Source organism: Halomonas sp. DP8Y7-1, from assembly GCF_019801685.1.
Classification (GTDB): Bacteria; Pseudomonadota; Gammaproteobacteria; order Pseudomonadales; family Halomonadaceae; genus Halomonas; species Halomonas litopenaei_A.
In genome coordinates this window covers 408476-428090 of record NZ_JAHVIN010000005.1, presented here as the reverse complement: position 1 = coordinate 428090, position 19615 = coordinate 408476, and the positions used below count along the sequence as shown (strand labels likewise).

Genomic DNA, 19615 nt, shown 5'->3' with positions numbered 1-19615 from the left:
GCCGTTAAGAGTGTCATTAACGGTGTCGTGTCTAAGCGCCACCGCACCCCCGCGGGGTGCGGGACTCGGCTCTCCGGGGGGGCCGTCTTCATCACTGTTCGTCGAGAAACGGATAGTCGGTGTAGCCCGTTTCATCGCCACCGTAGAAGGTGTCGTAGTCCGGCTCATTGAGGGGCGCATGGCGGCGGAAGCGTTCAGGCAAGTCCGGGTTCGCGATGAACGGGCGGCCGAAGGTCACCAGGTCCGTCTTGCCGGCGGCAATACGCTCGCGCGCTTCGCTGGCGGTGTAGGCACCGTTGGCAATGTACACGCCGCTGAAGCTGTCACGGATGGCGCTGATGATGGCTTCGGGACGGCCGTTCTCATGATTGCCCTGGAAGGAATCCTCGACCACCTCCAGGTAGGCAATGCCGACGTCATCCAGTGCCGCAGCGAAGGCAGGAAAGGTCTCTTCAGGCTTCTGGTCGTGCACGTCATTGAAGCTGCCCGTCGGGCTGATGCGCACGCCGACACGCCCCTTGCCCCATACGTCGACCACGGCGCGCACGACTTCCAGCGGCAGGCGCAGGCGGTTCTCGACACTGCCACCATAGGCGTCAGTGCGTGCGTTGCTGTCCGACTTGAGAAACTGATCGAGCAAATAACCGTTGGCAGCGTGGACCTGAACACCGTCGAAGCCCGCCTCACGCGCATTGATGGCGGCCTGGCGATACTGCTCGACGATACCGGGCAGCTCGTCAACGTCCAGCGCACGGGGGGTCGGCACGTCGACCATGCCTGATTCAGCGCTGATAAACGTCTTGGCCCCCTCCGGCTTGATCGCCGACGGGGCGACCGGGTCAGCCTTGCCGGGCTGTAGCTCGGGATGGGAAATCCGTCCGACATGCCACAGTTGGGCATGGATACGGCCGCCGGCCTCATGCACCGCATCGGTGACCTTGCGCCAGCCTGCGATCTGCTCCTGGCTGTGAATGCCAGGGGTGAACGCATAGCCCTTTCCCTGGGGTGAAATCTGCGTCGCCTCACTCAGGATCAGAGCGGCACCCGCGCGCTGACGGTAGTAGTCCACATTCATCTGCTGAGGGATATCCCCTGGCTGCGCGGAACGCGAGCGCGTGAGCGGAGACATCAAGACACGATGCGGCAGTTCAATATCACCCAGTGCCTGGGGGGTAAAAAGCGGATCCTGTTCAGCGCTCATACAAAGCCTCCTGATCAGTGGTCATCGTCTTGGCGTGACGATCTGGCAAGAAAATGAAAAAGGTCGCCGTTGTTGCTGGTGCAACGTTTTCACATGACGAGAGATTCCGTTGGCTGTCCTGCCAATGCCATCACGCCACCGCTAGACAGCCTAGGTGAGTAGCGCTGGCCGCCAGCACTGGAGACCCGTCCTGGTTGCTGGCAATGGAAACTAGCCCTGACGTCGAAACCTGACGCCTATCCCGGAAGGGACTCACCAGTGACGCTCTCTATCAATACACTTAATGTACAACTATTGAATAGATTTTCAACCATGCTGTACAAATTTTTAGACCAGTCTATTAGTGATTGCGTTCAAAAAAAAGCACCAGGAGCGCTGCACACGTCCAACGAGCGGAATGAGTCGCCGGACGCACTTGTCGCGAAGCCCGAAGAGCGCGAAACCCGAGGCCTAAGCGCTATCTGCGAGGCGTCAGGGCTGTGCCCAATGCAGCGGCTCATTCGTGCAGGCGCTTGTTCCGTCTTGCCGCAGTGTCGCCGCGATGCTGCCGAAGCGGTTCACGCGGTCCTACTCTTGCGGCTCAGGCCTTGATACACGCCAGCAACGTGTCCTCAAACTCCGACATGGGCGAGCAGGTCCTCATCATCTTGGCCCTGAGCATGGCACCCTGCCAGCCCGCCAGGATGAACGATGCCATCGCCTCTGCGGAGATATCGCTGCGAATCGTGCCTGCTTGCTGCCCTTCTTTCAGGCAGCTGGCAAAGTAGCTTTCCCAGCGCTTGAAAATGCCGTCAAGGGCGTCTCGCAAGCAGTCACTTTGGGACGACATCTCCTGTCCCAGGGTGCCAATCAGACAGCCGCGCAAGTGACCGCATTCCGCCATGCCTTGACGCGCTTCAGCGAAATAACGGTGCAGCCGCGCAAAGGGCTCGTCAGAAGAATGCACCAGCAAGTCCTGGAAGCGCTTGTCGTACTCTTCCGCGAAAGACTCAACGACCGCAAGGCCGAACGCCTCCTTGCTGGCGAAGTAGTGATAGAAGGACCCCTTCGGCACGCCTGCCGCCTTGAGCACCGCATTGATGCCCGTGGCCGTATAGCCGTGCTCGGCAAAGGTGGTCATGCCGACCTGAATCAACAGGTCTCTGGTGGGAGCTTTAGTCGTCATACATCGCACACTAGACCAGTCGTCTACTCACGTCAACCCCATCACTTGTGACTCCGTCGATAACCGACAGACTGACCACCAAGGCCCGAATAACGGGGCCTTGGCGTCGAGCAAACACCCACTTCATGGCCTCGCCAGCAGCACAATGAGGCACCGAACCGACCACTATAGGGATACGCTTCCTCGATGTACCTCATCGTTACCCTTCAGGGTTTCACTGCGACGCTTACTTGCGGCGTTTGCCCTGCGGCAATCGATTGGCGACGACACCCGCACGTGAGTCTCCTCCCCAGCATGGGGCTCGCCACCGCCCGCTGCTGTCTACAGCAGCGCGTTCTACAGCAGCGCGTTGAACTGGCGCAACCACTCCGGATGCGCCGGCCAGGCTGGCGCGGTCACGAACTTGCCACAGGTGATCGCATCGGTCACCTCGAGGTCGACAAATTCTCCTCCGGCCAGGCGCACTTCCGGCGCACAGGCCGGGTACGCGGAGATGCGGTGACCCGACAATGACACCGCGGCGGCCAACAGTTGGGCACCATGGCAGACGGCTGCAACCGGTTTTTCACTGTCGACGAAGTGGCGCACTACCTCCAGTACCCGCTCGTCCAGGCGCAGATACTCCGGCGCCCTGCCGCCTGGGATCACCAAACCGTTGTAGTCTGCTACAGTGATGTCGGCAAAGGTCTCGTTCAGCGCGAACAGATGCCCCGGCTTTTCGGTATAGGTCTGGTCACCTTCGAAGTCATGGATGGCCGTCTTGACCGTATCGCCTTCCTTCTTGTCAGGACAGACCGCATCGACACGGTGCCCCATGGCCTGCAAGGCCTGGAACGGCACCATGATTTCATAATCTTCGACAAAATCTCCCGCGAGCAGCAACAAACGTGCCATAAGGCAGACTCCTTGGTCGTTGGAAACGGCGCAGGGTCGAGGCATTGACCGAAAAGTCGACGAGCGCAGGCACTTTTCAGACCCGCCTCACGCTGACCATGCTGTCATGCAGCGTAACCACTGATCCGCGTCATCGCCAGCGTCGCGGAACCTTGTCGCGGAATCGGCCTCCCACAGTAAGCGACCCGACTTGCCAGCACGGATAACACCATGGCCTCTATTCTCCACTATCGCCGACTTGTCACCCACTGCCGCCAGGCGCTCGGCGCCAGTCTGCTGTGGCTGCTGATCATGCCTGTCACGGCACAGGCCGCGACGCTATCGGCCTTCGACGCTCGCTATCACCTGTCGGTGGACGGCTGGCCGGATGCCACCGTCCATCACCGTCTGCAGCCAGAGGGCGAACATTGGCTCAGTGATATGCGCGCTCGCGTCGCCGTTGCAGAAGGTCAGGAAAGCGCGAGATTCCTGAGCCAGGGGGCACAGCTTCAAGCCATTGGTTACGCCAGCGGCTACAAGCTGCTAGGTATCGGCAAGCGCTACCAGCTCAATGCACCGCAGCTGCGGCAGACCCCTGATCGGCAGACAGCGTTGATTCAGCTGTCTCGCCAGGTACAGCAGCATGGCTGCTCGCCCTCCTGTGAGCTTCGCTACCTCGACCACAAGGGCGAACAGGAACGACTGATTGCCACCCCCATGGCGTCACGCAGGATGGAAGTGCAGGGACGCTCTATCGACGCGCCCAGGGTTCGACTGGCAGACCCTGACAAAGACGACCGACACATGGTGGTGACCTTTCATCCTGAGCTTGCTGGCCTGTTGCTCGGCGTGACCTATACCAAGCGGGGCGAGCAGGTCAGCGAGCTGGCACTCACCTCACTCACCCTCCCGTGACCCACCCCCCATCCCAACCGAGGTCGCGGACCACCGCTCAGCGGCGCTTCCCCCTCTCTTGCACCGACGACGCTCTGCCGCTTTGGTCGCCTTTCCCGGCCGACCAAATTTGCATAGAGTAGTGCGCTTTATGTTGGCACTGCGGGTAGCGAGGGACATGTCCCAGCGCTCTACCTGCGCCCGCGGCTATCACCCGGGCGCTTCGTGCTGCGAGTGGATCACCCATGGGAGCGATCCAGCCACCCCTTATACCGGCCGACCATCTCCTTTTCTCCCTGCGCTCTGGGAAGCGCCGACGAGCACTCTATCAAGCAAGGATGCACTTTCATGTTTAGCGGTCTGTTGATCGTTCTGCTGCCCCTGGTACTGGGCTACCTGATCCCCGTTCGCAGCGCTGCGGTGCTTGGCTGGATCAATCGAGGCGTCAGCGCCTCCATCTATCTCATCCTGCTGCTGATGGGCATCAGCCTTGCGGGTTTGCCAGATCTCGGCAACCAGCTGTCGCGCATGGGCGGCCAAGCGCTGACGCTGTTCAGCGTGATTTCGCTGTTCAATCTGGCAGCCCTATGGTGGCTGTCGCGGCGACTGCGCCTGGATCTGGGGGAAAGGCAGGTCGTTGAAGGTGCACCCACCAGCAAACTGGCCGCCATGGCTGGCTCACTGGCGCTGGTCGGGGTGGTCGTTGCAGGCCTGGTCCTCGGCCTGCTGCTGGTCGGCCGCTGGGGGTCGACCCCTTTCCAGCTGGCGGAGCACCTCGCCGAGTGGGTGCTGTACCTGCTGCTGGCGTTGATCGGCTGCCAGCTGCGCAATTCCGGCATGCCACTCAAGCAGATCCTGTTGAACCGACATGGTCTCTACATCGCCTTGACGCTGGCAACGAGCTCGCTGCTGGGTGGGCTGGCGGCGGCCCCGCTGCTCGACCTTGAGTGGAACGAGGGGCTGGCCATGGCCTCGGGATTTGGCTGGTACTCGCTGTCGGGCATTCTGATCGGTGAGCACCTAGGCCCCGCGCTCGGGGGCGTCGCCTTCTTCAACGACTTGACGCGAGAGCTGCTGGCCTTCGTACTGATTCCTCTGGTCATGCGCCGCTATGCGCCATTGGCCATCGGCTACGGCGGCGCCACCTCGATGGACTTCACCCTGCCGGTCATTCAGCAGCACGGTGGCGTTCGCTGCGTGCCCATTGCGGTGGTCAGTGGCTTTCTGCTGTCGCTACTGTCACCACCGCTGATTCTCTTTCTGGTGTCACTGTAGCTTCAAGCGTCAGCGCCTGGCAGCGGACCAGGCTTACTGTCGGCACGACATCATCCATCGCAGCCCTGCTGGCGACTGCATCGGAGGACATCCCACCGTGAGCACGTCCGATCGCCCTATCACGCTGAAGGATCTGGCCCAGCGCCTCAAGGTCTCGACGGCCACGGTGTCCAATGCCTTCAACCGTCCCGATCAGCTGTCGCGCGCGCTGCGCGAACATATCCTGGCCGAGGCACGCCGCCTGGGATACCCCGGCCCGGATGCCCGGGCGCGCAGCTTGCGCACCGGGCAGTCACGCATCGTCGCGGTGGTACTGGCAGAAACCCTTACCTATAGCCTCAATGACGCCGTCTCCAGCGAGCTGCTCAGCGGTGTCACCGAGGTCCTCGACGCCCACGGCCACACCTTGTTGCTGCTGTCGGGGCGTCAGGCGGGCTCACCGCGCCAGGCCGACGCGCTGTGCCACCCGGGTTCCGCCAGCATGGCCGACGGCTTTATCGTCTACGGATTGATGCCCGGTGACCGCCTGATCAACGAACTTCCCGCCCAACGACCTCTGGTTGGCGTCGATTTCCATATCGACGCTCGACCTACCGTGCACGTCGACAATGAACAGGCGTGCTACGCCATTGCGCGCCACGCTCTGACCCACGCGCCCCAACGCGCGGCCATTGTGAGTCTGCGTCTGACCGTGGAGCCCCATACTGGTCGGGTCAGCCAGGAACAGGACTATTTAAGCGCCGACCACACCATCACCCGGGCCAGACTGGATGGCTTCCAGCGCGCGCTGTCCGAGCAAGGCATAGCCCCTGACGACGTGCCGGTGTGGAACATCGATGAAAACGTTCACGCTGTATGTGCCCCCGTGATCGCGGAGATTCTTGACCTTCCCGCCGAACAGCGTCCCGATCTGCTCTTGTGCATGTCAGACCGAATTGCCCTGACCGCGCTAACCCTGGCCGAGCAACGCGGCATCCGGGTGCCGCAGGACCTGCGCCTGACGGGCTTTGACGGCATCGAAGAGGGACAGTACCGCGCACCTCGGCTGACTACAGTACGTCAGAACAGCATCGAGAAAGGACGCGTCGCAGCACGCATGGTACTCGGCCTGGAGCCCGCTCAGCACCAGCGCCTTTCCACCCAGTTGGTGCTGGGCGATACCTGCCCCTGAACCACCGCCGGCGGCAAGCTGCACAAAGGTTTCACCGTTAATGACGCCTTTTCATGCCGAGCAATGGCATGCTGTGCAGGAACCACTGTCATCACGGTCAAGGAACTCGCGCATGTCCGCGAAACGTCTGTTTCGCCCAGCCTTCTCACGCCTGGGACTGAAGCTTTTCGCCATTATTCTGGTCGTCAACGTGGCCATTGCTGGCCTGGTCTTCGTGGCCATTTCTCGTAGTCTCGATCAGGGCTTCATCGAATACCTGGATCGTTCCCAGACCCGGCGTGCCGAAACCCTGGCGGAGGGGCTGGGCGAAGCCTGGGCGCGGCGACAGAACTGGCAATGGCTACGCCAGTCACCGCGGGCCTGGCATCATCTGGTGCGGCGACAGCTATGGCCCGGCGACAACCTGCCACCGCTGTCGATTGAAGGAGACCTGGGGGATCCACGGGATTTCGTACTGCACGACGAGAACGGACTGCCGGTCATCGGCCTGCCACCGGACAAGGATGACATGGCGGCAGAGCTTCGCTGGCTGCCGGTCATGAGTGCCGGGCGCCAGGTCGGGACCCTGGGGTATCGGCCTCCAGAACAGCTGATGGCCCGCATGGATCGACTGTTTCTGGCCCAGCAGCAGCGCAACCTGACGATCATCGTGATCGCACTGGCGCTGACGTCGCTGCTGCTGGCAGCCGCGCTGTCGTGGTGGATGGGACGCCGCGCCCGTGGCATGGCGCTGGCCACCCGGCGCCTGACCGAAGGCGACTACAGCATTCGCCTGCCCGAGCGGGGCCGCGATGAGCTGTCGAGCCTGTCACATGACTTCAACGTGCTGGCAGAAACCCTGGAGGCCAGTCGTGAGGCAAGAAGCCGCTGGGTATCGGACATTGCCCACGAGCTGCGCACGCCCCTGGCGGTGCTGCGTGGGGAGATCGAGGCGATGCAGGACGGCATTCGCGCCCTCGATCAGGACAATCTGCACTCACTGTCCCAGGAAGTGGGCCAGCTGGAACGACTGGTCGCCGACCTGCGCCTGCTGTCACAGAGTGACGCTGGTGCGCTCGAAGTGCAGCTAGCCCCGCTGGATCTGGGCGAGCAGCTGTCCTCTCGCCTGGATGAGGCGGAGGGCTGGCTGAGTGACCACGGCATCAGCCTGGAGCATGATATCCAGCAGCCGGCCTGGATTCGTGGTGACATCCAGCGCCTGCGCCAGCTTTGGAATAACCTGATCGACAACACTTGCGCCTATACTCAGGCTCCTGGGCAGCTCAGGGTCCGACTCGAACGCGACGCCGACGACTGGCTGCTGCGCTGGGAAGATAGCGCCCCTGGCGTCCCGGCCAGCGAGCTGCCCCGCCTGACCGAGCGGCTATACCGCGTTGAAGGCTCCCGCAACCGCGCCAGCGGAGGCAGTGGCCTTGGCCTGTCCATCGCCACCGCCCTGGCACGGGCCCACGACGCCGAGATGACTCCCTCTCCTTCCGCTCTCGGAGGGTTATGCTGGACCTTGCGTTTTCCGGCCCTGCCCGACCACCTGCAGCAGCACGAGGACACCGAATGACTGATAACGACGCCGCCACCGACACGATCCTGATCGTCGAGGACGAGCCCAAGATTGCACGCCTGGTGGCGGACTATCTGCAGGGCAGTGGCTATGCCACCCACCACATTGACCACGGCGATCAGGTCGTGGGCTACCTGAGCGAGGTCGAGTCACGCCCCAGCCTGGTACTGCTGGACCTGATGCTGCCGGGCACCGATGGCCTGACCCTGTGTCGCGAGATCCGCCAGCGCTGGCCCGATATTGCCGTGGTCATGCTCACCGCCCGCGTCGAGGAAGTCGACCGACTGCTGGGGCTGGAGCTGGGTGCCGATGACTATATCTGCAAGCCCTTCAGCCCACGAGAGGTGGTGGCCAGGGTCAAGGCCGTGCTGCGTCGCAGCCAAGCCCGGCACACTGACAGCCAGGCCAATCACGACCTTATCCTGGATGAGAGCGGCTGGCGCGCCCTGGCCAACGGCCAGGATCTCGGCCTCACCGCGGTGGAGTTCCAGCTGCTCAAGGTCATGATGCATTCGCCGGGCCGCATCTTTGCCCGCGAGCAGCTGATGGATCACATGTACCGCGACCATCGCATCGTCTCGGAGCGCACGGTGGACAGCCACATCAAGAAGCTACGCAAGAAGATCGCGGACATCTGGCCAGAACGAGAAATCATCCGCTCGGTCTACGGCGTCGGCTACAAGTACCAGCCGGAAGAGTGACAGCGATCACCCGCCGACAACGCAAGAGGCCGCCCAAGGGCGGCCTCTTGCGTCTGGCACGTGCGCTCGATCTAGAACAGCGCGGGAATCCCGTACTGTCCCTCGAACATGCCCACCGCCAGCATGGCGAACAGACAGATACCGAGCACCGCGGCGGGAATGACCAGCCGATCCGCCAGCGACAGCCGCCCGGAACGCTCGCGGTCACCGATCCAGCCATTATTGTCGAGCAGCATGGTCGCAGCCCAGGCAAGAACAGGGTTGGTCACCGCAGCGGCAAACAGGCATACCCCGGCCGCCTGGGCGTCCTTCCCTTCCTTGATCATCTGTACGCCGGCCTCGAGCATCGGCAGGAACACCCCCACCAACAGCGCCACGCACATGACCGGTGGCCACACCGCGATGTCCATGGGGAACCCTAGAATGGCAATGGTGATGGTCAGCAGGCCCAGCAGGATCGCCCCCGCCGGAATCGGTCGTTTGGCAATCGCTGCCGGGATCATGTAAGTGCCCCAGGAAGAGGTGATATTGCCTCCTCCAAGGGCAGTGCCGACCACCTGGCGGATGGAGCACATGGTCATGGTGTCATCGACGTCCATCAGCACCCTGTCGGCCCCCTTGGGATAGTTCATCTCCTGAAAGATGCGATGGCCGAGAAAGTCGGGGGACCACATGGCCACCGCCAGAATGGCAAACGGCAGTGAGGCGATAAAGTGCTGCACATTGGGCAGCCCCATCATCCAGCCTTGTTCGGTGCTGCCCCACCAGTAGCTTGGGCTCAAGGGCGGAAGGCCTACTTCGGTGGTCAACTCAAGGTCACCACCTGCGCCCAGGGCGAGCGCCACCAGCAGTCCAGTGACCGCACAGGCAGGAATGGCCAGCCAGCGCTTGCCCAGGCGAGCCAGCACCGCATACAGCACAATGTTCACCGCCAGCACGATCAGAGCGACGTACCCCATGTCGCCGGAGAGGCCCAGGCCCCAAGATTTAAGATTGCTGATCTGGCCGATGGCCCCGGAAAATCCGAGGAAGATCAGCAGCCCCCCAGCGGTCCCTTGAGACGTCAGGTTGACCAGCCGCGACCCGCCCTTGATCCACGACAGCCCCAGACCAAAGGCGCCGATCCAAAGCGCCAGCGCCAGGGGATGCGCCCCGGCCAACGCCATGCTGCCGATCAGCGGAATCATCGGTCCATGGTTGCCGGCCAGGTTGGCACGGGGATTGAAGATCCCCGAACCCAGCACGCAGAACAGCAGCACCGGGAGCAGCATCTCGAGCCGTGACACGGCGATGGCGAAATCCTTGCCCAGCTGGACACCTGGCCAGGCGGCCGACAGCCCATCCGCCCAGGACATCATCACCGCCGAGTACATCGCGATGATACCGATGGTGCCTGCGATCGCCGGCACCAGATCCTCGATCTCGAAATTGAAGTCACGTCCGATCAAGTTAAGGCTGAAGCGCCTGGGACGCATGATCTTGAGTTCGTGCTCCAGATAGTCGGAGCGGCTGGCAAACTCGCTGGCATCCCGATGCAGCTCACGATAGCTGAGCGCCTCGGGCGATTGCGCCCGGGACGTGGCAGTGTCCGTCATGGTGATCTCACTTGTCAGAGGAAATCGACCCACTGCTCTTGCCACGCAGCGTCGTGTCCGACGGCCTTGTCAGCCAATGGATCGTTTCAGCAAAAAAGGTAAGTCACCTTATCCATCTGAGTGGCGATGCTCGTTGATCGCCGTCAGCCTTTTCCCCGCCCCTGGCGGCCAAGCTGTGCTCAGGGTGCATCCCTTGACCCAGCTCAGGCTCCACGGCACTTGCCTGCCGCGGGAAGATGGATAACAGTAGCTATCGTTGCTCTCCCTTGCGGCTCATCAACGAGACGTCCTTGTTAACTACAGAGCCCTTATTGATAGAGAGCCCGTCAGCGAGATCCGTCATGCGCACTATTCCGGCCACCCTGTCCCGCTATCTGCGCGCCCCTGACCTGCCACAGCTCGAGGCCAGGCGGGTGAGAGGGGGGCATCGCCTCAGTCACGCCGCCCACAGCCATGACACCCTGTCACTGGGTGCCATCGTTCAAGGACACTCCCAGTTCCGCCATCGCCACCGCTCCCTTGAAGTCACCCAAGGCGACGTGGTGATGATAGAGCCCGGCGCCATGCATGCCTGCAATGCCCTGAGCGACGCTGACTGGGGCTACGATATGGTCTATCTCGACAGCGCCTGGCTGGCCGTCCAGTTGGATGTAACGACGGACGACCTGCCGCCTCTGATTCGGCAGATCAGTCGCGATCCCGTGCTGCACCGCTCCATCATGGTCCTGACTGACACCCTTGCCTCCGCCGATGCCGACCGGTTGGAGCGGGACGCCGCCTTGGCCTTGCTGGTGGCTGAGCTGGCCAAGCAGATGGCACGAGCCGAGCCTCTGCGCAATGCTCCGCCCGACGCCCTGGCCCGTGCCTGGCAGCGTCTGAACGATGACTGGCAACATGACCTGAGCCTCGCCGACCTGTGCCAGGAGGCGGGCTGTCGCACCACCAGCCTGATCGCAGGCTTTCGGCGCCACTATGCCACCACGCCCCATGCGGCCCTGATCGATCTGCGAGTGCGCGAAGCTCGCGATCGGCTGCGCCAGGGCCAGCCGATTGCGCAAGTCGCCAGCGATTGCGGCTTCGCCGACCAGGCGCATCTGCAGCGAACCTTCAAGAAACTGCTGGCGACCACACCGGGGCACTACGCCGAGGGTTCCCTCCCCCGCCACGCATAGTCGGCTTATCTCCCGCCGGATTGTTGCCGCCCTCGGGGCGGCTCTGGGCGTGTTGATGGCCAAGGGCGAGCAACGTCCGCGGATGATAGAGGGGCCACCCCGTTCAAGGCAGAAGCATCAATACGCCACTGCACATCAGCGTCACCGCCAAGCCGCGCTGCAGCAGCTGGCGACGTCCCGCATCGGCCAGCCACTGCCCCGCATGCGACCCGCACCATGCCCATACGCAGGCACTGGCAAAGCAGACCGTCCCCCACGTCAGGGTAAACACGGCCATATCTAGCCCTCCTCGCCCCGCAGTAAAGATCCCGAGCCCCGCCATGGAGGCGATCCACGCCTTGGGATTGAGCCACTGCATCAGTGCCGCCGTCATCAACCCTGGCGCTGTGCCATGGGCCTCTGCTCCCCAGTCGCCGCGGTCCTGCAGCAGTTTCCAGGACAGCCACGCCACGAACCCTCCACCCGCCGCCTTCAACACACACTGCAATACCGGCAGCGCCTGCCAGACGCTGCCAAGTCCGGCCGCCAATACGCCTAGCAAGAGCGTGAAGCCAGCACATGAGCCTACCGCAAGGCGCATCGCTCGGGCGCCACCGTGGCCGATCCCGGCGGTCAGTATCAGCAGGTTCACGGGACCCGGCGAAAGCGACGCCACCAAGGCAAATCCCAATATCGCCAACAGTTCATCAGCAGAAAACGTCATGTCGTACTCCACACCCAGGGGAAAGCCTCAGCCTGAGGCTTCTGCTGGTGCGGGTATTGAAGAAAATTTCACCCACTGTCCCGCCAGCCTCCTGACCCAGTCTTGTTCCCTGTCTCGCCACCCGCCTCTTCTCACCACCAGCCACGTCCACCGCCTTGGAGCCTTCCGCCTGCCACGGAGGCTCTGACTGGAACAGCGTGTTGCATAACGTCGGCTGCGCTTGCCGCTTCTCTGCACATTGGCTGCATGTCAGTTGCACGACACCCCGCCAAGATGAATCACGTCAACAAGGGCATCGCCCGGACAACATCACCCTTGGTAAAGGGTCATCAACGCTGAAGGAGTCACACATGAAAACCACGTTTGCTCGCAAGGCCCTGCTGTCTGCCGCCATCTCCGCTGCCCTGCTGCCGATCGCGATGAGCGCTAGCGCGGCTCCGGATCGCCACGAAGGACCGCGTCACGCTGGCCCTGATATGCGCGCGGAGCTGTATGAGCGTGCCGGCATCGACGCCGACACCCGCGAAGCACTCAAGCAGGCAGGTATCGAGCATCACGAGGCCATCGAGGAACTGAACGCCGATTTCCGCGAACAGCGCCAGGAGATCCTCGGGGAAGATGGCATGGCCGCGCTGGAGCGCGCCCGTCATGAACTGCGCGAAGAGCGCGTCAATGCGCTGGTCGACAAGTGGGAGCTGTCCGCTGAAGACCGCGAGGCCTTTAATGCTGCCCGTGAGTCCTTCAAGGAAGGTGCCGAGGCTCTCAAGGCCCAGGACTTCGAGAGTGACGAACAGCGACACGATGCATGGCGCGAGCTGATGACGTCCTCCAGGGACCAGATGGCCAACATCCTCGACGAGCAGCAGATGCGAGAGCTCAAGCACGCCCTGATGCCGGGCCATGATCAAGGTCCTCGCGGCCACGGCGAGCGTCATCCTCACGAGCATGGCAAGCGCCACGCTCCCGAGGCCTGATCCCCGCCCACAAGGAAACACTGGCAGCCTGTTGCAGCTGATGACGCTACCGCAGCAGGCGGCCTCGGAATGACTGACGGTCACCAGGATCGTATCGCTGCAGTCACCGTAGCCTCTTGAGCGTCATCATCGATGCCGTGTTTCCCTAGGCGCCGGAATCGCTTTCCGGCAGCCCGTCGTAAGCCCCATGCCGCCCGGTATGGGGCTTTTTCATGGGTATCGCCCCCTCGTGGCGTGGATTTCTCGGCCGCGCTTCTCGTCTTCGTTTTTCTTTCCCATTCCTTGGCCCCGCTACTTAGTCCCGTTCTCTGGCCCCGTTCGTCGGCCCCGCTCCTTGGCCCCACCCTTCGTCCCCGTTCTCTGACCCGGTTCCTGCGCACCATGCCCAACGCTTTCTCCACGGTCTTTTGGTGACGACCTTGAAAGATGCATCGGGACTCTGTATTTTATTGAACGTTCAATCAATAAAATGTAAGCCTCCAACGGCTGGATAGGATCGTCAGCGACCCCATCCAAGAGCCGCCGCTGGGGTCGCGCTTGCTGTCTCGCGAACACTCGCTGTGCTGGCGACCTGCCCTATCGGCAGCAGCACAATGAGCCTTCGGCCAGACGGCATTGATCGCGACACTCCGTCACCACCATTTCGTTAATTGCTCATCCAATTAACGAAATGGCGTAGCAGCAAGGAATGCCCGCTGGGAGATGCCAGGACGGCGCTACGGAGACCGGCACAGCAGGGCCTCGGTCAGCAAGTTGCCGGATCGGCTCAGTCTCATTTCATCCTCTAGGGAGCACGTGCATGTCACAACATGAAAACGCCTCCCGCGATCGTCTCAACCCCGTCGTCTTTCATGGCGCCGTGGCAGGCATCGTGGTCTTTCTCATCTTCACCATGACCTTGACCGAGCAGGCAGGCGCCTTGTTCGATGCAGGGCTCGCCTGGGTCAACGATACCTTTGGCTGGTACTACATGCTGGCCGCCGTGGCCTATCTGGTATTCGTGCTGGTGATCAGCCTGTCCCGCGTCGGCAACATTCGGCTAGGCCCGGATCACTCCCGCCCAGAGTTCTCGCTACTCTCCTGGGCGTCCATGCTGTTCGCTGCAGGCATTGGCATCGACCTGCTGTTCTTCTGCGTGGCAGAGCCGCTGTCGCACTACCTGACCCCTCCGGACATGGCACCGGAAAGTGCCGCTGCGCTGCGCCAGGCCGTCCCCCAGACCTTCCTGCACTGGGGCCTGACCGGGTGGGGCATGTACGTCCTGATGGGCATGGCTCTGGCCTACTTCAGCTATCGTCACCGCCTACCGCTGGCCATCCGGAGCGCGCTCTATCCGCTGCTGGGCAAGCGCATCTACGGCCCGATCGGCAATGCCGTGGACATCACCGCGGTCATTTCCACGGTGTTCGGTATCGCCACCAGCCTGGGCATCGGCGTCATCCAGCTCAATTACGGCCTGACGTTCATGTTCGGCGTGCCTGAGAGCCTTTCGACGCAAGTCGTGCTGATCGTACTGGTGGTCATACTGGCGACCATCTCCGTGGTGACCGGTGTAGAGAAAGGCATCCGTCGCCTGTCCGAGTTCAACATGCTGCTGGCTGCTGCCCTGCTGCTGTTCGTGTTGTTCCAGGGCGATACGCTTCATCTGCTGAATGCCCTGGTGCTTAACGTCGGGGACTATCTGGGTGGCTTTGTCGGCAAGAGTTTCGACACCTATGCGTTCGCCGGCAGCGACGCACAGCAGTGGAAGGGCTGGTGGACCATCTTCTTCTGGGGCTGGTGGATTGCCTGGACGCCCTTTGTTGGCCTGTTCCTCGCTCGTATCTCGCGTGGGCGCACCATTCGCCAGTTCGCCATGGGTGCCCTGCTGATTCCACTGGGCTTCATGATGGCGTGGATGTCCATCTTCGGTAACTCCGGGATCGACATGGTCGCCAATGACGGTCTGACGGTGCTGGGCGAGCAGGCTCTGGCCACGCCGCAGACCACCATCTATACCTTCCTGGAGCAGTATCCCTATATCAGCATTACCGCCTCGGTGGTGACGCTGCTGGGTGTGGTGTTCTTCGTGACCTCCGCTGACTCCGGGGCTCTGGTCCTGGCCAACTTCACCTCGATCCTGCGTGACGTGAACCATGATGCACCGATTCGCCTGCGCATCTTCTGGTCTGCCATCATTGGTCTGATTACCATTGCCCTGCTGATGGCCGGTGGTCTGGACGCTCTGCAAAGTGCGGTAGTGATCACAGCCCTACCCTTCTCGCTGGTGATGTTTGCGATCATGGTCGGGCTGACTCGTGCGCTGCGCACGGAGAAGGAAAAGGCCGACGCGCGCAAGCTGGTAGCGGCCAGCGGTGAAGGAGGCAACTGGAAGGAGCGCCTGGATCGCGCGCTGGACACCTCCAATCGCGCCGGCGCGGAGTCCACCATCAAGCACGCCTTGCGTCCCGGCCTCGCCCAGTTTGTGGAAGAGCTCGAGCGCCGTGGCCAGACCGCCACCCTGAGTGAGGAGCAGATCGACGGCGAGCCGTTGCCGCGCCTGACCCTGCAGGTGGACTTCGATGAGATGCAGAGCTTCGTCTATCAGGTCAGACCACACCGCATGCGTACGCCGAGCTTCCTGCCCGCCGATGACGACTACTACCTGCGTCTGGACGTCCATCTGGCGGAAGGCGGCCTGGGGCAGAACCTCAACGGCTACACCCGCGGCCAGGTCATCGACGACGTGCTCGGCGAATACGAGCGTCATCTGCAGTTCCTGGCCATTGCCCGCCAGGGCACGCCGACACCGGCCATGCCGGGCTTCATCGGCGAGCCACCGGAAGGGGCGACTCAAGATCCCTGAACACCTTGGCGTTCAGATAACCCTGCAACATCAGCATCAACTGCGGCGGCCCCAGGGGCCGCCGCTTTCTTGTGCGTTGATAAAAGTGGTGCAGTGAGAGTGCTGTGGGGCTGGCCAGGACTGAGACTGGCGAAAAGTGGTGCTGGCCCGGTCGTGAAGCTGCAAGCCAGCCCACCACCGTTGCTCCATCCCTCCATTGGCGCGATGCTACAAGGACTACCAAGGAGCTTACCGATGCCCGATGTCGATCAGATTCGCTACTACCATGCCCACCTCTACTACGACGATGCTTCCGGGCTTGCCCAGGCGCAGACGTTGGCAGACGCCTGCCAGGCACGCTTTGCCGTGCAGGTCGGGCGCTTTCATCAACAACCGGTGGGCCCACACCCACGCTGGAGCTGCCAGCTCTCCTTCGCCGCTGAAGACTTCGGTGCCATTGTGCCCTGGCTCGCCATCCACCGGGGCGACATGGACATTTTTGTGCACCTGGGTACCGGCGATGACCTGTTTGACCACACTCAGGGGGTCATCTGGCTGGGCCAGAGCCAAACGTTGAACCTCGACGTGTTTCACCGCGACTGAGCGGCAGAACGCAAGCACCTGGGCCTTGGATACCTGGGCTCCACCGCTTTCCCTTACGGGACCACCCTTCTGTAAAGGAAGGGATCGTCAGCCCTGCATATCGAGCACCACCCTCCCCTCGATCTTGCCATCCAGCATACGCCCGAAGATGTCGTTGATATTGGCCAGGCGATCGGTGGAAACGGTGGCCTTGACCTTGCCTTCGCCGGCGAAATCCAGTGCTTCCTGCAGGTCCTGACGGGTGCCGACGATGGAACCACGCACGGTGATGCCGTTAAGCACGGTATCGAAGATCGGCAGCGGGAAGTCCCCTGGCGGCAGGCCGTTCAAGGCAATGGTACCGCCGCGCCGAACCATGCCCTGGGCCTGTTCGAAGGCCTTAGGCGACACCGCCGTGACCAAGGCTCCGTGGGCACCGCCGATATCGCGCTTGAGCGCTGCCACAGGGTCTTCCTTGAGGGCGTTGACGGTCACCGTGGCACCCAGCTTCTTGGCCAGCTCCAACTTGTCATCCGCGACATCAACGGCTGCCACATTCAGCCCCATGGCCTTGGCATACTGCACCGCCATATGGCCCAGTCCGCCAATCCCTGACACCACCACCCATTGCCCCGGGCGGGTATCGGTCATCTTCAGCCCCTTGTACACCGTCACCCCGGCACACAGCACGGGAGCGATCTCGACAAAGCCCACACTGTCCGGCAGATGACCGACGAAGCCAGCATCGGCGATCGCGTACTCGGCGAACCCGCCGTTTACCGAATACCCGGTGTTCTGCTGCGACTCGCACAGCGTTTCCCATCCCCCCAGGCAGTGTTCGCAGTGCCCACAAGCGGTGTACAGCCAGGGAATACCGACGCGATCACCCTCCTTGATATGGGTGACCCCTTCGCCGACCGCCGCCACCTGGCCGACACCTTCATGGCCAGGAATGAAGGGAGGATTGGGCTTGACCGGCCAGTCGCCGTGAGCCGCGTGCAAGTCGGTGTGACACACACCCGATGCCGCAATCTTGACCAGCACCTCGCCTCTGGCAGGACGCGGTACCTCGACTTCCTCGATGCTCAGGGGTTGACCAAACTGACGAACGACGGCGGCTTCCATAGTGCGTTGCATGGCATGACTCCTTGCCTTGTTTCAGGCATGAGAAGACCTTGGTACGCCCATGTCGAGGACCCGCGATACACCACACTCATCACCACGCACACGACATTGACGACCAGGCAATGGGCGCCCAACAGGCGCCGGTAACATGCGCCAGGTTCGGCGCGATCACTCGGACTCTCCACTTGGCCAGCGGCGCTGCCACTGGCCAAGTGTCATTGGATCAGAAAAAACCCAGCGGATTCGTGTCGTAGCTCACCAGCAGGTTCTTGGTCTGCTGGTAATGCTCGAGCACCATCTTGTGGGTCTCGCGACCGACACCGGATTTCTTGTAGCCGCCGAAGGCGGCGTGGGCGGGATATTGGTGATAGCAGTTGGTCCACACACGGCCGGCCTGAATCCCGCGACCCATGCGGAAGGCCACGTTGATGTCACGGCTCCACACGCCAGCACCAAGGCCAAACTCGGTATCGTTGGCGATGGCCAGGGCTTCTTCCTCGTCCTTGAAGGTGGTCACAGCCACCACCGGGCCGAAGATCTCTTCCTGGAACACCCTCATCTGGTTGTTGCCCTTGAGCAGCGTCGGCTCGATGTAGTACCCGGTATCCAGGGCCGGATCGACCTTGGCCTGGTTGCCCCCGGTCAGAAACTCGGCTCCCTCCTCACGGGCGATGTCCATATACGACATGATCTTGTCGAACTGCTCCTTGGAGGCCTGGGCACCCACCTGAACATCGGTGTCCAGCGGGTTGCCACGTTTGATCGTGGCGACCCGCTCCATCACCTTGGCCATGAAGGGTTCATACATGCTTTCCTGAATCAGCGCCCGCGACGGACAGGTACACACCTCACCCTGGTTGAAGAACGCCAGCACCAGGCCCTCGGCCGCCTTGTCGATGAATTCCGGCTCGGCATTCATGATGTCGGCAAAATAGATGTTGGGCGACTTGCCACCCAGTTCCACCGTCGAGGGGATGATGTTGTCGGCGGCGCACTTGAGAATATGCGACCCCACCGGTGTCGACCCGGTAAAGGCAATCTTGGCGATCCGCTTGCTGGTCGCCAGGGCCTCACCGGCTTCGGCACCAAAGCCATTGACCACATTGACCACCCCGGCAGGCAACAGATCCCCAATGATTTCCATCAGCTTCAGAATGGAAGCGGGGGTCTGCTCTGCCGGCTTGAGCACTACGCAGTTGCCTGCCGCCAGCGCCGGGGCCAGTTTCCAGGTGGCCATCAGTAGTGGAAAGTTCCAGGGGATGATCTGGCCGACCACCCCTAGCGGCTCATGGAAGTGGTAGGCCACGGTGTGTGCGTCGATATCGGCAGCAGTGCCTTCCTGAGCGCGAATGCAGCCGGCGAAGTAACGAAAATGGTCGACTGCCAGGGGGATGTCGGCGTTCAGGGTTTCGCGAACCGCCTTGCCGTTGTCCCAGCACTCTGCCACCGCCAAGGCTTCCAGGTTGGCCTCGATGCGATCCGCTATCTTGAGCAGGATGTTCGAGCGCTCCGTAGCAGAGGTGCGCCCCCAGGCCGGCGCTGCGGCATGGGCGGCATCCAGCGCCTTGTCGATGTCCTCCGCCGTTGAGCGTGGGATCTGGCAGAACACCTGGCCGTTGACCGGACTGACATTGTCGAAGTACTGCCCCTTCACCGGAGCGACGAATTCACCGCCGATGTAGTTGCCGTATTGCTCGTCGAAGCTGACGACGGCGCCGGGCTGTCCGGGGTTTTGATAGATCATGGCGTGTCTCCTTTGTCAGGATGTTGTCGTTGTACGCCATTCCAGTCTTGGTCACGGA

Annotated in this window: 16 protein-coding genes; 9 read left to right on the top strand and 7 right to left on the bottom strand. The window is 62.2% G+C overall.

The features are described from left to right. Positions 1-91: 91 nt before the first annotated feature. The 3 genes from KUV41_RS07230 to KUV41_RS07220 all read right to left on the bottom strand — a co-directional run bounded on the left by KUV41_RS07230 (position 92) and on the right by KUV41_RS07220 (position 3260). Entirely contained in the window at positions 92-1201 is a 1110-nt protein-coding gene (locus KUV41_RS07230) for an alkene reductase (RefSeq protein WP_222485290.1), read from the bottom strand. 580 nt (positions 1202-1781) lie between these two features. Continuing rightward, complete coding sequence (locus tag KUV41_RS07225; RefSeq protein ID WP_222485288.1) at positions 1782-2366, bottom strand: TetR/AcrR family transcriptional regulator; 585 nt, start codon at positions 2364-2366, stop codon at positions 1782-1784. Between the two features lie 336 nt (positions 2367-2702). Continuing rightward, the gene (locus tag KUV41_RS07220; RefSeq protein ID WP_206939749.1) at positions 2703-3260 is read right to left on the bottom strand and encodes a DJ-1/PfpI family protein; all 558 of its coding nucleotides are present in this window, start codon (positions 3258-3260) and stop codon (positions 2703-2705) included. 210 nt (positions 3261-3470) lie between these two features. Here KUV41_RS07220 and KUV41_RS07215 point away from each other — a divergent pair, with 210 nt between their 5' ends. The 5 genes from KUV41_RS07215 (at position 3471) to KUV41_RS07195 (ending at position 8838) form a co-directional block, all read left to right on the top strand. Beyond that, positions 3471-4154: a hypothetical protein gene (locus KUV41_RS07215; RefSeq protein ID WP_206939751.1), complete on the top strand. Its 684-nt coding sequence runs from the start codon at positions 3471-3473 to the stop codon at positions 4152-4154. Positions 4155-4481: 327 nt separating this feature from the next. Then, a complete protein-coding gene (locus tag KUV41_RS07210) occupies positions 4482-5408 on the top strand; it encodes a lysine exporter LysO family protein (protein WP_222485285.1) in 927 nt (308 codons plus the stop codon). A gap of 97 nt (positions 5409-5505) precedes the next feature. Then, positions 5506-6579 carry a LacI family DNA-binding transcriptional regulator gene (locus KUV41_RS07205; RefSeq protein ID WP_315900562.1) on the top strand — a complete coding sequence of 358 codons (1074 nt, stop codon included), beginning with the start codon at positions 5506-5508 and terminating at the stop codon, positions 6577-6579. Positions 6580-6691: 112 nt separating this feature from the next. Further along, positions 6692-8134, top strand: a complete 1443-nt coding sequence (locus KUV41_RS07200; protein WP_206939755.1) for an ATP-binding protein — start codon at positions 6692-6694, stop codon at positions 8132-8134. Beyond that, positions 8131-8838 (top strand): response regulator, encoded by a 708-nt coding sequence (locus KUV41_RS07195; protein WP_206939757.1) that lies wholly within the window; start codon positions 8131-8133, stop codon positions 8836-8838. Before KUV41_RS07200 ends, KUV41_RS07195 begins: the two co-directional genes overlap by 4 nt. A 71-nt stretch (positions 8839-8909) precedes the next feature. Here KUV41_RS07195 and KUV41_RS07190 read toward each other — a convergent pair whose 3' ends face one another. Further along, positions 8910-10433, bottom strand: coding sequence for a DUF3360 family protein (locus KUV41_RS07190; protein ID WP_222483528.1), 1524 nt, complete (start codon positions 10431-10433; stop codon positions 8910-8912). Between the two features lie 341 nt (positions 10434-10774). Here KUV41_RS07190 and KUV41_RS07185 point away from each other — a divergent pair, with 341 nt between their 5' ends. Further along, a complete protein-coding gene (locus KUV41_RS07185) occupies positions 10775-11605 on the top strand; it encodes a helix-turn-helix transcriptional regulator (RefSeq protein ID WP_222483527.1) in 831 nt (276 codons plus the stop codon). 103 nt (positions 11606-11708) lie between these two features. On the opposite strand, the gene KUV41_RS07180 is transcribed toward KUV41_RS07185, so the two are convergent. Beyond that, complete coding sequence (locus tag KUV41_RS07180) at positions 11709-12308, bottom strand: LysE family translocator (protein WP_222485283.1); 600 nt, start codon at positions 12306-12308, stop codon at positions 11709-11711. Positions 12309-12658: 350 nt separating this feature from the next. On the opposite strand from KUV41_RS07180, the gene KUV41_RS07175 reads away from it, so the two are divergent. The 3 genes from KUV41_RS07175 (at position 12659) to KUV41_RS07165 (ending at position 16709) form a co-directional block, all read left to right on the top strand. Continuing rightward, positions 12659-13282 (top strand): hypothetical protein, encoded by a 624-nt coding sequence (locus KUV41_RS07175; RefSeq protein ID WP_206939765.1) that lies wholly within the window; start codon positions 12659-12661, stop codon positions 13280-13282. A 799-nt stretch (positions 13283-14081) separates the two neighbouring features. Beyond that, positions 14082-16127 carry a choline BCCT transporter BetT gene (gene betT, locus KUV41_RS07170; protein WP_206939767.1) on the top strand — a complete coding sequence of 682 codons (2046 nt, stop codon included), beginning with the start codon at positions 14082-14084 and terminating at the stop codon, positions 16125-16127. 234 nt (positions 16128-16361) lie between these two features. After that, positions 16362-16709, top strand: a complete 348-nt coding sequence (locus KUV41_RS07165) for a DOPA 4,5-dioxygenase family protein (protein ID WP_261395937.1) — start codon at positions 16362-16364, stop codon at positions 16707-16709. Positions 16710-16796: 87 nt separating this feature from the next. Here the strand turns inward: KUV41_RS07165 and adhP are convergent, their stop codons facing one another. Together adhP and KUV41_RS07155 are read right to left on the bottom strand one after the other, a co-directional pair. Further along, the gene (gene adhP / locus KUV41_RS07160; protein WP_222161743.1) at positions 16797-17825 is read right to left on the bottom strand and encodes an alcohol dehydrogenase AdhP; all 1029 of its coding nucleotides are present in this window, start codon (positions 17823-17825) and stop codon (positions 16797-16799) included. A 211-nt stretch (positions 17826-18036) separates the two neighbouring features. Next, positions 18037-19557, bottom strand: coding sequence for an aldehyde dehydrogenase family protein (locus KUV41_RS07155; RefSeq protein ID WP_206939779.1), 1521 nt, complete (start codon positions 19555-19557; stop codon positions 18037-18039). Between the last annotated feature and the right edge of the window lie 58 nt (positions 19558-19615).